This window comes from Humibacter sp. (genome assembly GCF_035547335.1).
Lineage (GTDB): Bacteria > Actinomycetota > Actinomycetes > Actinomycetales > Microbacteriaceae > Humibacter.
The window spans coordinates 107,684-121,273 of sequence record NZ_DASZVF010000045.1 but is presented as its reverse complement, the minus strand read 5'-3'; the positions used below and the strand labels follow the sequence as shown (position 1 = coordinate 121,273).

The window sequence follows — 13,590 nt, the reverse complement described above, 5'->3', positions numbered from 1 at the left end:
GTCCCATGCGCGGTGGGACCATGCGGGCGGCCGTCATCCACTCGACCGGGCCGGCCGACGGCATCCGGGTGGAAGACCTGCCGATTCCGGAGACGAGGCCAGGCGAGGTGCTCGTGCGGGTGACCGCCACGACCGTGAACCATGTCGACACGTTCGTGCGCAGCGGCGCCTACCGCACCCCGCTGCCTTTCCCGTTCGTCGTCGGACGAGACCTCGTCGGCAGCGTGGAGCACACGGCATCCGACGTCACCGACCTGCTCCCGGGAGACGCGGTGTGGTGCAACAGCCTCGGCCACGGCGGCCGTCAGGGGGCTGCAGCGCAGTTCGCCGCCGTGCCGAGAGAGCGGCTGTACCGCATCCCCGACGGCGTCGACCCGATCGACCTGGTCGCACTCGCGCACCCGGCGGCGACGGCCTGGCTCGGCCTCGTCGAGCACGGCCGGCTCCGGCCGGGCGGCACCGCCTTCGTCGGCGGCGGTGGCGGCAACGTGGGCTCGTGCGCCGTCGCGTTCGCCTTGTCCATGGGTGCCGGTGTCGTCACCACGGCAGGCGCCCGCGGACTCGAGCGGTTGGCGGCGATGGGTGCCGTCGCCTACGACTATCACGATCCCGACGTGGTGGCCCGTCTGGAGCACGCGCTCACGCGAGTGGCTTCAGGCGACGACGCGCCGGCTGCGACGGGAGCTGATGTCTGGCTCGACACGTCAGGCTCGCTCGACCTGTCCCAGGCCGTCGGCCTGCTCGCCGACCGTGGACGCATCGTGCTGATCGCCGGCATGCGCCGGCACGACGGGTTCGGGTTCGGCGACCTGTACACGCACGACCGCTCGATCGTCGGTTTCGCGATCAGCAACGCCACCGTCGCGGAGCTAGGCAGGGCCGCGGACGCCATCGGCGCCGCCATGGCATCGGGTTCCTTGCCCGTACCCGCCATCGAGCGGCGCCGCCTTGAGGACACGGCAGCAGCGCACGCGGACGTGGAAGCGGGCCTGGTTCGGGGGCGCCGCATCGTGTTGCTGCCCTAGGCGACGGAGCGCCGGGGAGCCCGGATCCGCTGACAGCGCGGGCAGTAGTGCGACGACCGATTCATGAACGAGGCCCGAACCATGGGCGTGCCGCACCGCGGGCATGGCAGGCCGTCTCGGCCGTACGCGTTGAGGCTGTGGGCGAAGTAGCCGGATGCCCCGTTCACGTTCACGTACTGGGCATCGAAGCTCGTGCCGCCCTCGGCCAGAGCCTTCGCGAGCACGGCCCGCACCTCGGCGAGGAGCTCCCGCGCCTTGCGTCTCGACAGGGTCGCCGTCGGCTGGTCGAAGTGCACCCTGGCCGCCCAGAGCGCCTCATCCGCATAGATGTTGCCGACGCCGCTGATCAGCGTCTGGTCGAGCAGCGCTCGTTTGACCGTCGTGCGCCGTGACGCCAGAGCGCGCAGGAATCGCTCGTCGTTGAAGGCGGGATCCAGCGGGTCCCTCGCGATGTGTGCCACCTGACTCGGCACCATCGTCTGGTCGACGCCGAACCCGCCCGGCGCGCCGTCCGGAGTCCCCAGCATCCTGTCGAGGGCGAGTGAGCCGAAGGTGCGCTGATCGACGAAGTGCACGGCCAGCTCGCCTTGCTCGGGATGATCGACCACGAGTCGCACGCGGCCGTGCCGCTCCAGCGGCGCGCCCGCCTCGCGCAGCAGCACCTGGCCGCTCATGCCGAGGTGCAGAAGCAGTGCGTCGGCGTCGATGGCGGAGCCCGCGGCCGGACTCGTGCCGGGACGCGGGCCGAGCGGCAGCCAGAGGAACTTGCCTCTGCGGGCGGCGCCGAGCATCCGACGGCCGGTCAGGAGCGCGGACAGGTCTCCGCGGGAACGGTCGTGCCTGGTGATGGCTCGCTCGTCGATGACCTCGACGGATGCGACGGTTGCTCCGGTGACGGCGGGCTCGAGACCGGCCCGCACCACCTCAACCTCGGGAAGCTCTGGCATGGCCGTCGCGCGCGCTGGCCAGGGTCCACGCCTGAAGGGCGGCGGCCATCTCGGCGTTCTTCTTGCTCGTGCCCTCGCCTGTCGCTGTGACGACGCCGTCGACCGTGACCGTCGCGTGGAACGTCTTGTTGTGGTCGGGGCCGGTGTCGGTCACCACGTACTGCGGCGGCGGAGCGGCGTGGCGCGCCGCCAGCTCCTGCAGGCTGGTCTTCGGATCCATCGCCGCACCGAACCGGTCGGGGTTCTCCAGCAACGGCTCGATGAGGCGGAGCACGAGGTCGGTCGCGACGTCGCCTCCGGCGTCGAGGTACACGGCGCCGATGATGGCCTCGACGGTGTCGGCCAGAATGGACGACTTGTCCGCTCCGCCGCTCGAGCCCTCACCGCGGCCGAGCAGGATGAACTCCCCCAGCCCGATCCCCCTCGCCACCTCGGCGAGGGCCACGCTACTCACCAGCGACGCCCGGCGCTTCGCGAGTCCGCCCTCGTCGAGGCGTGGGTTCTCGCGGAACAGCTTCACCGTGACGGCCTGCCCGAGGATCGAGTCCCCGAGGAACTCGAGGCGCTCGTTGTTCGGGATGCCGCCGTGTTCGTACGCGTACGAGCGGTGCGTCAGCGCAAGCGTCAACAGCTCGGGGTCGATCCGCACGCCCAGCCGGGCCTGCAGCTCGCTCACATCGGCGGATTCGCCGGGCATGCGACTCAGGCGCGCACCCGTGACGGTGCGCGCCTGAGATTCCGCACGTTCTCTCACGTGCGATCCGCGACTAGACGTCGGCGACCTTGCGGCCCTTGTACTCCAGGAAGAGCGGGGTACCGGCCGAGTCCTCGACCACCTTCGCGTGATGCGGAAGGCTGTACGTCACCTTGCCGTTCTCGACGGTCTTGACGAGGTTGGGAACCTCCGCCTTCCACTGCGAACGGCGCGCGTGGGTGTTGCTGCGCGACTTCTTCCGCTTGGGAACAGCCATGTCTCTACTCTTCTCTGTCTGGGGAGCCGGCTCGTTCGGACGAACTGCCCCGGCCGGCGGCGTCATCGGAAGCGGGGAACTCAGCGAGCGCAGCCCATCGAGGATCGATGTTCTGCGGGGTTTCGCGATCCGGCAGATCGGCCAACCGCTCGCCGGTCTCGGGGTCGAGACCAGGGCAGTCCGGTCGGCACACCGGCTGGAACGGCAGTGACAGCACCACCGCATCCCTGACCAGAGGTTCAAGATCCACGTGGTCGTCGTGAACCTCGAAGTCGAAAGCTTCCCCAGAAGAATACGCGAAAAGCTCCTGGAAGTCGACTTGGACGGGCTCCGCGATGTCGATCAGACAGCGGCCGCAGACGCCGGTCGCCACCGTCGTGACATCGCCAGAGACGAGGATGCCCTCGTGCACCGATTCGAGCCGAACGTCGAGTTCGAGGCGCGAACCGGCATCCACGCTGAGCAGCCCCTCCCCGAGCTTCTCGGGCACATCGAGGCTTATCGACTCCTCGCGCATCTCACCAGGGCGGTGGATGAGGTCGCGTACGCCGATGGAGTACGGATTGCGAACGGCGGAAGACACGAACGTCGATTGTACGCGTCGTGCCGCACTGTCACGCCTGCACTGTCAGGCCTGCGCTGTCAGGTCCGCGCTGTCAGGCCCGCGCTGTCACGCCCGCGCGCCGGCGCCCGCCCGGTCGGCGGCGCGCAGGCGTCCCTCCAGCAGCGACACCGGGACGAGCACCGCGCGCACCCGTCGCGCAAGGCCCGCCGTGGCGGCGAGCGCCGACACCACGGTGACGACATCGTCGGCGAGCGCGGGATCCGCCCACGCGCCGCCCGGTGGTCCGAACCTCTCCTGCTCGACGGCGTCGACCAGTTCGGCGACGGCAACGGACGCGGCTTCGCGCGCCTCGGCATCCGGTGAGCTTCCCGCGGCGTCCTGCCACGTCGCCCGCAGCCGCTCGGCGAAGGCGCGCGGCGTCTCCGTCGGCGGTGCCGCCAGTCCCAGATCGAGCACCGATCCGCGCAGCTCAGCCCACGCCATGGATGCCGTGCCGCCGCCCTGACGCAGCGTCGCCAGCCGCTTCGTGCGCATCCGTCTGCGCAGCACGGCGGGAGCCATGAGGAGTGCAACGATGATGAGCGCCACCGCCGCGATGCTGCTGCTGGAGGAGAACGCAGCGGTCGGCGAGCCGGCCGCGCTGTCGTCTCCCAGGGGCTGATCGGTGGGCAGCACCCGCCGTGCCCCCGCCGCGGCGCCCGCGGACGACGTGTCGGTCGGCACGGGCGTCGACGCCGTGCTCGCACTGTAGTCCGGGATGCTGCCCCTGCCCACCGTGGGCTCGAACGGGATCCACCCGACGCCGGGGAAGTACAACTCCGGCCATGCGTGCAGGTCGTCCGACGTCACCTGGTACTGGGTCGTGGATCCGGACGACGCCGTCACGTTGCCGGGAAGGTATCCGACCGCGATCCTCGCCGGGATGCCGAGCTCGCGCGCCATGAACGTCATGGCGGCGGCGAAGTGCACGCAGTAGCCTGCCTTCTTCTGGAGGAAGGTGGCGATCGTGCCCGCCGTGTCGTTGTCGTAGCCGCCGTCCTTCGGGGCATCCAGCGAATAGCGGAAGTCCCCGTCGTGGAAGTACGACTGCAACGCCACCGCCATGTCGTACGGCGTGGTGGCGCCGGCCGTCACCGACAACGCCGTCGCCCTGATGATCCCCGGCGCATCGCGGGGTACCGCGAGGTCGTCCTGCACCGACTTCGGATAGTCGGTGCCGGCGGAGCGGAGTTGCTTCGCCGTCGGCTTCACGGCGCGCGAGGTCACCGTGTACTGCTGGTCGACGGTGGTGGCGGTGAGCCCCGAGATGGTGAGGTCGTTGCGCTCCCACGCCCAGCTGCCGTCAAGACCCTGCACGTTGGCCACCGGGTACGGGGCGGGAAGCCACCGGCTCGTCATGTTGTGCACCTGCACGTCGGTGACGACCTTCGACGTCTTCACGTCTTTGCCGAGGCCAGGCACCTCGTCGATCGAGGTCGACGAGCTGAAGAACGTGGACTGCGACCTGGTGTGCCGCCACACCTCTCCGGAGAAGGCGTCGAGCGTCGTCATCTGCAGGTAGCCGGGAGACGAGGCGGAGGTCGTGTAGTCGATGACCGCGACGGGCACGGGCCGTCGCAGATCGGATCCGAGGTCGACGAGCGTGCTCACGCCCTGTCCGAACAGCACGCCGGATGCCGGGATCGCCTGCCTGCCCACCTGCTGGAATCCCGGAGCCGTCGTGCCGATCACGAGCGCGACGACAATCGCTCCCGCGGCGATGGACAGCGAGGCCGCGAGCTCTCCTCCCGTTCCGCGTCTCGCTCTGACGTCGACGCGGAGCAGCAGCAGGTAGGCGGCGAGGCACAGGATGATGGCCAGCGGCGAGATGCCGCCGTCGAGCAGCGAGGCCGGAGCGAGCAGCGCCGCGACCACGACGACGCCGACGAGCGCCGGCCTGCGCAGCACGACGGCCACGAGATCGGACACCCACGCGATCACCCCGCCGACCGACACGATGAGAAACAGGAACTCGGGCAGCGGATCGGCCGGCACGCCCTGGTTGTAGAACGACACGCGGGCTCGCGCGATGAGCTCGGCGAAGTCGGACACCGTCGCAGGTGTCGGTATGACGCCGAGGAGCGCCGTCTGCGGTGCGAAGAGCGCGGTGACCAGGAAGAGGAGCGCGACGATCGACAGCACGGGCGCGAGCGCGCGCGGCAGTCGCAGCGCGCGCGACCCTGCCGCCACTCCGAGCACGACGACGTAGGCGAGCATCAGCTGCCACCACCATGCAGCGCCGGAGATCAGTCCGACCAGGGCGACGGACAACGCCACCATCACGGCGAGCAGGGCGGCGGTCAGCCGCAGGTCGGCGCTCGGTGAGGAGACGTCGGCCGGCGTCTCGTCGAACCGGGCGCGCCAGGACGGCGACCGGAGGCGGGGCGGTGTCGCTCGGTCCTGCTCGGCGGAAGGTCCTCGCGCCGGCCGGGTCTGGGTCGTCTCAACCACGGCGCACCGCCGCAGACGCCGTTCCCGCACGGATGCCGGCACGCTGCCAGGCGACGCTCGGCGCCTCCCCGGGCGCTACGTCGACGCACGTCCATCCGCGCCGCTCGAAATGCTCGCGCACCTCGGGTCGTTCGGCGACGAAGAACACCACTGCCGGATCGCACAGCATGCGCAGCGACGCCACGGCGGCGAGCTCGTCCCGGTCGCCGTCGACCACCACGACGAAGGTCGGCACGGCCTGAGGATTGCGGCGTAGCGCCGCGCCAAGCACACCCGCAGCATCCGTGTTGTCCCGCCGGCGCTGCTCGACGGCGGCGAGACCGATCAGCAGGGCGTTGCCGCCGCCCGGCGGGTCGTAGGCCGAGACGGCGAGACCCGCGAGACCGGCGCGCCCCGTTCCGGCGCGGCCCAGCAGCTGCAGCGGCGCCGACTCCGCGACTCCGAGCACGTAGCCCTGCTCGATGAGGTGCGATCCGACCGAGGCCGCGAGGTCGACCGCGGTCTCGAACCTCTCGTCTGCGCCGTCGTGACGCAGGTGCCGGTGCTCGAGACGCGCACCGCCATCCGTGTCGAGAAGCATCCACGTCTCGGGATTGCTGCGAGGCTCCTCCTGCCGCACCATCAGCTTGTCGTGCCTGGCCGTTGCACGCCAGTGCACCCTCCTCAGCGGGTCGCCCGGCCGGTAGTCGCGGGCGATCAGCTCATCGGCGTTCGGGATGCTGTGCTTGACCAGCTCGTGCTCGTAACCCTCGCTTCGCGAAACGTCGAACTCGCCATCCCCGAGGTCGTCGATACGCGGCACCACGATGAGCGGCTTGGCGGCACCGACGGCGTAGACGCAGCGCACCAACCCGAACGGGTCCGTCCGCTCCAGCAGCAGCGGACCGACCGGGAAGACGCCGCGCATCCTGGTGCCCAGCGTGTAGCGAACGGTGGCCGTGTCCGAGCGGTCGCGGCTGGCGATCGCGTGCTCCCCGAGCGACGGGAGCGGGGCGAGCGCGGATGCCGTGAGCGCGGGCGGACACGCATCCCGCCAGCGCAGGCTGGGCGCTCGGCGATTCGCCTCGTTGCGCACGGTCACGACGACGCGCGCCTGCTCCCCCGCCGTCACGACATCCGACTCGAAAACGCGGGTGACGCTGATCCACGGCCGGTCGACGGTGACGGCGATCGCCGCCGCCAGCGGGAGCAGCAGTAGCACCAGACCGACCACGAGCAGGTCGACGCGGCCGAACAGCGCGGCGCCCACCATCGCGAGCGCGCCTGCCGTCGCCAGCCCGGCACCTCGCCAGGTGGGACGTGGCCGCTGCGCTGCCGGCCTGGCGCGTGTGGCGCTCATGGCGCACAGGCTACTTCGGTTGTCCCGTCGGCACCGGGGTGGCGGCGACGATGCGCGAGACCACGTCGGCGAGGACCGCTGCGCGCTCGTGGTGCTGCCCCATGGCGCGGCTGGTCGGCAGCAACCGGTGTGCGAGAACGGGAACCGCGAGGGCGTCGACGTCGTCGGGCAGCACGAAATCCCGGCCTTCGAGCGCAGCGCGGGCCTTCGCCGCGCGCACCAGCTGCAGAGTGGCGCGCGGGCTCGCGCCGAGGCGCAGATCCGCGTCGTCGCGGGTGCCGTGCGCGATGGCCACGGCGTACTGCTTGAGGGCGTCGGAGGCGAACACGCGTCGGGCGAGGGCCATCATCTCCCGCAGCCGGTCGTTGGTGACCACGGCGCCGATCCGCGACAAGGGACTGGACGTGTCGCGGCCCGTGAGCATCTCGATCTCGGCCTGCTCGTCGGGATACCCCATGGCGATACGCGCCATGAAGCGGTCGCGCTGCGCCTCAGGGAGCTCGTACGTGCCCTCCATCTCCACGGGGTTCTGCGTGGCGATGACGATGAACGGCTCGGGCAGCGGATACGTCGAACCGTCCACGGTGACGTGCCGCTCCTCCATGCACTCCAGCAGGGCGGACTGCGTCTTCGGGCTCGCCCGGTTGATCTCATCGCCGATGACGATGTTGGCGAAGACGGCACCCGGCTTGAACTCGAAGCGACGCTCCGGCTGGTTGTACACCGAGACGCCGGTCACATCGGAGGGCAGCAGGTCGGGGGTGAACTGGATGCGGCTCACGCTGCAGTCCACCGACTTCGCCAGCGCCTTGGCCAGCATGGTCTTGCCGACGCCCGGCACGTCCTCGATGAGCAGGTGGCCTTCGGCCAGCAGCACCGTCAGCGCGACCCGCACCGCGTCGTGCTTGCCGTCGATCACCGCCTCGACGTTCGCGGAGATCTGGTCGGCGGCTTGCCGCAATTGCTCTGGGGTGATGCCGGGCTCGGCCTCGATGGCCTCTGCCGCGGCATCCGTGGGCTGTTTCGTCGGGAGCGTGTTCATGATTCCTGCAGGTAGTCGTATACCGCACGGGGCACGTACGGACTCACGTCGCCGCCCAGCGCGGCGACCTGACGCACCAGCGAGCTCGACACGTGAGCGTTCGCCGGGTTGGGCAGCATGAAGACGGTCTCGACGCCTGCCAGATCGCGGTTCACGATGGCCATCGGCGTCTCGTACGCCACGTCCACCTGCGAGCGGATGCCCTTGACCAGCGCGTTCGCGCCGACATCCGTGCAGTAGTCGACGAGCAGGCCCATGCTCCAGGCGGCGACGATGATGTTGCCCGGCAGGCGTTCGTCGGCGATGGACCGCTCGAGCAGTGAGACGCGCTGCGCGATGGGCAGCATGGCGCTCTTGTCGGGGTTGTGCACCACGAGAACGTGGATCTCGTCGAACAGGCGGGCCGAGCGCGCGATCACGTCGAGGTGCCCCAGCGTGACGGGGTCGAACGAACCAGGGACAACGGCGATCCTGCTCATAGGGCTCCAGGATAGCCGGGCGCGGTTACCCGATCGTTACCGTTCGAGGGCTACTCGCAGCGGATGCACGGCGGATGCTCGCCATGCGCGCACCGTTCCCGCCCGGCTGCGTCGGGTGCCCCGCTCCGCTCAGGCGCGTGCCAGGAAGTCGCGGGAACGATCGGTGAGCCGGTCGGCGATAGCGGATGCCAGCGCCCGATGCCGCTGCAGTCCGCCGTCGTTCTCCAGCACGCTCGCGGCGTCCGCGCGCGCCGTCTCGATGAGGTCGCCGTCGCGCGCCACGCGCAGCAGCCTCAGCGACGAGCGTCCTCCCGACTGATTGCTGCCCAGCACGTCGCCTTCCCTGCGCAGGTCGAGGTCCGCCTCGGCCAGCGCGAACCCGTCGAGTGTGGCGGCGACCGCTTCGACGCGTTCCCTTGCGAGCGTTCCCGCTTCGGCCGTGGTGACGAAGAGGCACAGCCCTGCGACGCTTCCTCGGCCGACTCGGCCGCGCAGCTGGTGCAGCTGTGAGACGCCGAACCGGTCGGCGTCGAGCACGATCATGGCCGACGCGTTTGGCACGTCGACGCCAACCTCGATCACGGTCGTAGCGACGACGAGGTCGATGGCGCCCGCGGCGAACGCGCGCATGACGGAGTCCTTCTCGTCTGCCGGCATCCGCCCGTGCAGCGCGGCCACCCGGGCGCCGGCGAGCAGGGGGTTCGCGCGCACGGCGGCGATGGTCTGCTCGACGGTGACGACGGGCTTCGCCTGGCGGTCGGCATCCGTGTCGTCGGGCGGCTCGCCGAGGTCGTCCTCTTCTACCTCCTTCGGGCTGATGGCAGGGCACACGACGAAGACCTGGTGGCCGGCCGCGATCTCCTCGGATGCGCGTTCCCAGATGCGCTGCTCCCACCGCGGATGCTCCGCCAGCGGCACTACGAAGCTCTCGATCCTCTGCCGCCCGGCGGGCAGCTGCGCGATGGTCGACACGTCGAGGTCGCCGAACACGGTCATGGCCACGGTGCGCGGGATCGGCGTCGCCGTGAGCACGAGCTGGTGCGGCGGAGAGGAGGCCTTTCCGCGCAGCACGTCCCGCTGCTCGACGCCGAAGCGGTGCTGCTCGTCGACCACCACGAGGCCCAGATCGAAGAACGACACGTTCTCGCCGAGCAGCGCGTGCGTACCGACCACGATCTGCGCCTGCCCGCTGACGGAGCGCAGCAACGCCTTCTTGCGCTCGGCCGCCGTGAGTCGTCCGGTGATGAGCGTCGGCATGAGCTCGGCGGAGAGGTCCGGGCCGAGCGCGGCGACGATGGAGCGCAGGTGCTGCGACGCCAGCACCTCGGTCGGGGCGAGGAACGCGGACTGGCCGCCATTGTCCGCCACCTGCAGCATGGCCCGCAGCGCCACGACCGTCTTGCCGCTGCCCACCTCGCCCTGCACCAGGCGGTTCATCGGCACCGGCTGCGCGAGGTCGTGCGCGATCTGCTCCCCGACCGCGCGCTGGTCGTCGGTGAGCTCGAACGTCAGTTGGGAGTCGAAGCGGGCGGCGTATCCGCCCGGCACGGGCATCCTCGCCGTAGCCGCCGTCTCCCGCAGTCGCTCCCGTTCCTGCAGGAGCGCGGCCTGCAGCACGAAGGCCTCCTGGTAGCGAAGGGTGTCGCGCGCACGGCGCCAGTCGGTGTCGCTCGTCGGCACATGGATGCCGCGCAGCGCGTCGGCGAACGTCTCCAGCCCCCGCTCCTTCGCGACGTGCTGCGGAACCGGATCGTCGACCGTGCCGAGCCGGGGCACGACCTCGCGCACTACACGGGCGATCTTCCAGCTGGGCAGCGTGCTCGTGGCCGGATAGATGGGAATGGGATGGCTCTGCCAGGCTTCGACGTCGGTGCCGGGCGCTCCCATCCCGTCGTCGTCGAACAGCTCGTAGTCCGGATGCGTCAGCTGCAGCGATCCCTTGTAGCGGTTGACCTTGCCCGCGAAGATGCCCCGACGACCCGGTATCAGCTCGTTCGCACGCCAGGCCTGGTTGAAGAACGTCAGGGACAGCACGCCAGTGCCGTCCGAGATGGTCACCTCCAGGATCGAGCCGCGACGCTGCCGCATGGGGCGCGACTCGCAGCGCTTCACCTCGGCGACGATCGTCACGTCTTCGCCCGCCGGCAGATCGGCGAGCGCGGTCAGCTCGCCTCGGTGGGCGTATCGCCGCGGATAGTGCGAGAGCAGGTCGCCTGCGCTCTGATATCCGAACGCCCTGGCGAACGCCGCGGCCTGCCGCTCGCCGATGGCCGCGGTGAGGGGCGTGTGCAGAGAGACCCTCCCCTGCGGCAACGACGGGGACGCGCTTGCCGCCGTCGGGTCGGACCGCGCGGTCGAGGGCGCGACGGACCCGGACCGGGGTGCTCTGGGCTGCGCCATGCCTCCAGGCTAGGGCGCAGCGCCGACGTTCCGGCCGCACGTCGTCGGCGTTCGTCCCGCGTGCCGCCCCGCGCTGGATACGCTCGATCCATGACGCGCATCGTCTCCGGCTTCGCCGGCTCCTTGAGCCTGACCGTGCCCCGGTCGGGCACCCGCCCAACGAGCGACAGGGTGCGCGAAGCGGTCTTCTCCTCGCTGGAGGCGATGGATGCCGTCAGCGGCATGAACGTTCTCGACCTGTATGCCGGCTCCGGGGCACTGGGCCTCGAGGCGGTGAGCCGGGGCGCGGCATCCGCTGTGCTCGTCGAGCGGAGCGCCCAAGCCGCGGGCGTCTGCCGGGCGAATGCGAGAGCTGTGCTGGCCGCCGCCGAGCGGAGCCCGGGTCGTCGTCCCGCGATCTCGGTTCGTCAGAGCTCGGTGAACGCCTACGTGCGCCAGCCCTCCGGGGCCCGGTTCGACCTGGTGTTCCTCGATCCTCCGTACGACGTGGCGGATGACGAGCTCGGCACCGTGCTGACGGACCTGGTCGCGTCGCTGAGCCAGGACGCCGTCGTGGTCGTCGAGCGAAGCTCCCGCTCTCCCGAGCCACGCTGGCCCGACGGTCTCGAGGCGCTGCGGTCGAAGTCGTACGGCGAGACCACCGTCTGGTTCGCTCAGCCGCCTGCGCCGTCCCAGCCGGAGTAGGGATCCCATCCTGTCCTGCCGTCGTACGGCCGGCCGTCGACGCTCAACCGTCGACGCTCGTCCCCGTCACGCGGCAGCACTGCGCCGATCACCCGGAACGGCCGCGGAACGGATGCTTCGGACGGGAAGCACGCGAGCAGGGCGTGGTCCTCGCCGCCGCTGAGCGCCGTGGCCGGGTCCGGCCCGAGCGCGTCCGAGCGCAGGTCGATGCGCACACCCGATGCCTCGGCGACGCGACCGGCGTCCAGTGCGAGGCCGTCGCTCACGTCGAGCATCGCGGTCGCGCCGGCGAGAGCAGCGGCCACGCCGGCCTCGATGGGCGGCCTCGGGCGACGCTGCACCGACACCTCGGGGACGCGGGCCGCCACGTCTGCCGCACGCACGGCATCCGGCACGCCGTTCTCGTCCACGGCGTCGGCGAACAGGGCGCGCAGCCCGCGGGCCGCCTGGCCCAGCGTTCCCGCGACGGCGACCACGTCGCCTGGCCGCGCCCGCGAGCGCAGCACCGGCTCGCGGCCCTGCAGGTCGCCGAACGCGGTCACGGCGACGGTGAACGCGTCGGAGACCGACAGGTCGCCGCCGACCACGCCGCATCCCGGCGCCAGTGCGGCGCACGCTTCGCGGAAGCCGTCGGCGACGGACTCGAGCGCCGATACCGGCATGTCGAACGGGGCGGCGATCGCCACGACCAGCGCTGTCGGGACCGCCCCCATGGCGGCCACGTCCGCGAGATTGGTGGCCGCGGCCTTCCAGCCCACGTCCTCCGGTGTGGACCACGCCCATCGGAAGTCGGGGCCGGCGATCATCATGTCGGTCGTGACGACGTATCGGCCGTCGGGCGCGGCGAGCACTGCCGCGTCGTCGCCCGGGCCGACGATGGTGGACGCCGACTGCGGCAGCCGCGGGAAGATGCGACGCAGCGTCGCGATCTCGCCGACGGACGCCACCGTGTCGGCATCCGCCGGTTCTGCCTCGCCGTCGGTGTGCTGCCCACGCCAGGAATCCGCCATGACTCTCACGCTAGGTCATGCCCGGCACGACTCAGCGACGGTCGAGCGAGATGGCCTAGCCTGAACGGGATGCTCGTCCGTCCCCGCCGTCTCGTCTCCGCCGCCCTCGCACTGTGCGCGTCCGCCCTGCTGCTGACCGCGTGCGCCCCCGCCGTCGCGCTCAAGCCGGCGGCGGACGCGAACGACCCGCGGTGCGCCGATGTGATCGTGCATCTGCCCGACTCGATCGCCGGCAAGGCCAAGCGCGAGACGAACGCGCAGGCGACGGGCGCGTGGGGCGACCCCGCCGTCGTGCTGCTGCGATGCGGAGTGCCACCCATCGGCCCCACGACCAAGCCGTGCATCACCGTGAACGACATCGACTGGGTGCTCGAGAACGATCCGGCGTCGCCGTCGCTGCGCTACATCACGTTCGGGCGCACGCCGGCCACGGAAGTCGTCATCGCGCACGGGAAGAACGGCGTCGCCGACGCCTCGGTGCTCCCCGCGCTCGCGGACGCGATCGGCGCCATCCCGCAGCAGAAGAACGAGAAATGCCGCGGAACCTCCGACATCACCTCGCCCACCGGGGTGCCGACGCCGGTGCCCACGCCGACCACCACGCAGTCCGGCTGAGGTACGACCTCGGCGAGCGCGGC

General features: G+C 71.0%; 13 protein-coding genes. 3 read left to right on the top strand and 10 right to left on the bottom strand.

Annotation, left to right across the window (positions count from 1 at the left end; translation table 11 throughout):
- Positions 1-5 precede the first annotated feature (5 nt).
- Entirely contained in the window at positions 6-1,025 is a 1,020-nt protein-coding gene (locus VHB92_RS09585) for an NADPH:quinone reductase (RefSeq protein WP_325453520.1), read from the top strand.
- On the opposite strand, the gene mutM is transcribed toward VHB92_RS09585, so the two are convergent.
- From mutM to VHB92_RS09540, 9 genes are all read right to left on the bottom strand, one after another.
- Positions 1,022-1,972 (bottom strand): bifunctional DNA-formamidopyrimidine glycosylase/DNA-(apurinic or apyrimidinic site) lyase, encoded by a 951-nt coding sequence (gene mutM / locus VHB92_RS09580; protein WP_325453519.1) that lies wholly within the window; start codon positions 1,970-1,972, stop codon positions 1,022-1,024. The two genes, VHB92_RS09585 and mutM, sit on opposite strands and share 4 nt — an antisense overlap.
- Complete coding sequence (gene rnc / locus VHB92_RS09575) at positions 1,950-2,669, bottom strand: ribonuclease III (RefSeq protein WP_325453518.1); 720 nt, start codon at positions 2,667-2,669, stop codon at positions 1,950-1,952. The genes mutM and rnc overlap by 23 nt, the downstream gene beginning before the upstream one ends.
- Positions 2,670-2,739: 70 nt before the next feature.
- A complete protein-coding gene (rpmF, locus tag VHB92_RS09570) occupies positions 2,740-2,943 on the bottom strand; it encodes a 50S ribosomal protein L32 (RefSeq protein WP_325453517.1) in 204 nt (67 codons plus the stop codon).
- A 4-nt stretch (positions 2,944-2,947) separates the two neighbouring features.
- The gene (locus VHB92_RS09565) at positions 2,948-3,460 is read right to left on the bottom strand and encodes a DUF177 domain-containing protein (protein WP_325453628.1); all 513 of its coding nucleotides are present in this window, start codon (positions 3,458-3,460) and stop codon (positions 2,948-2,950) included.
- Between the two features lie 153 nt (positions 3,461-3,613).
- Positions 3,614-5,998 carry a DUF3488 and transglutaminase-like domain-containing protein gene (locus tag VHB92_RS09560; protein WP_325453516.1) on the bottom strand — a complete coding sequence of 795 codons (2,385 nt, stop codon included), beginning with the start codon at positions 5,996-5,998 and terminating at the stop codon, positions 3,614-3,616.
- Positions 5,991-7,337, bottom strand: a complete 1,347-nt coding sequence (locus tag VHB92_RS09555) for a DUF58 domain-containing protein (RefSeq protein ID WP_325453515.1) — start codon at positions 7,335-7,337, stop codon at positions 5,991-5,993. The genes VHB92_RS09560 and VHB92_RS09555 overlap by 8 nt, the downstream gene beginning before the upstream one ends.
- Before the next feature lie 10 nt (positions 7,338-7,347).
- Positions 7,348-8,379 carry a MoxR family ATPase gene (locus tag VHB92_RS09550; RefSeq protein ID WP_325453514.1) on the bottom strand — a complete coding sequence of 344 codons (1,032 nt, stop codon included), beginning with the start codon at positions 8,377-8,379 and terminating at the stop codon, positions 7,348-7,350.
- Positions 8,376-8,858, bottom strand: a complete 483-nt coding sequence (coaD, locus tag VHB92_RS09545) for a pantetheine-phosphate adenylyltransferase (protein WP_325453513.1) — start codon at positions 8,856-8,858, stop codon at positions 8,376-8,378. Before coaD ends, VHB92_RS09550 begins: the two co-directional genes overlap by 4 nt.
- Before the next feature lie 129 nt (positions 8,859-8,987).
- On the bottom strand, positions 8,988-11,258 hold the full coding sequence (locus VHB92_RS09540; protein ID WP_325453512.1) for an ATP-dependent DNA helicase RecG: 2,271 nt from the start codon (positions 11,256-11,258) through the stop codon (positions 8,988-8,990).
- 90 nt (positions 11,259-11,348) lie between these two features.
- Here VHB92_RS09540 and rsmD point away from each other — a divergent pair, with 90 nt between their 5' ends.
- Entirely contained in the window at positions 11,349-11,942 is a 594-nt protein-coding gene (gene rsmD, locus VHB92_RS09535) for a 16S rRNA (guanine(966)-N(2))-methyltransferase RsmD (protein ID WP_325453511.1), read from the top strand.
- Here rsmD and VHB92_RS09530 read toward each other — a convergent pair.
- Positions 11,912-12,952: a thiamine-phosphate kinase gene (locus VHB92_RS09530; protein WP_325453510.1), complete on the bottom strand. Its 1,041-nt coding sequence runs from the start codon at positions 12,950-12,952 to the stop codon at positions 11,912-11,914. The genes rsmD and VHB92_RS09530 overlap by 31 nt on opposite strands.
- A gap of 69 nt (positions 12,953-13,021) precedes the next feature.
- Here VHB92_RS09530 and VHB92_RS09525 point away from each other — a divergent pair, with 69 nt between their 5' ends.
- A complete protein-coding gene (locus VHB92_RS09525) occupies positions 13,022-13,567 on the top strand; it encodes a DUF3515 family protein (protein WP_325453509.1) in 546 nt (181 codons plus the stop codon).
- Positions 13,568-13,590: the final 23 nt, after the last annotated feature.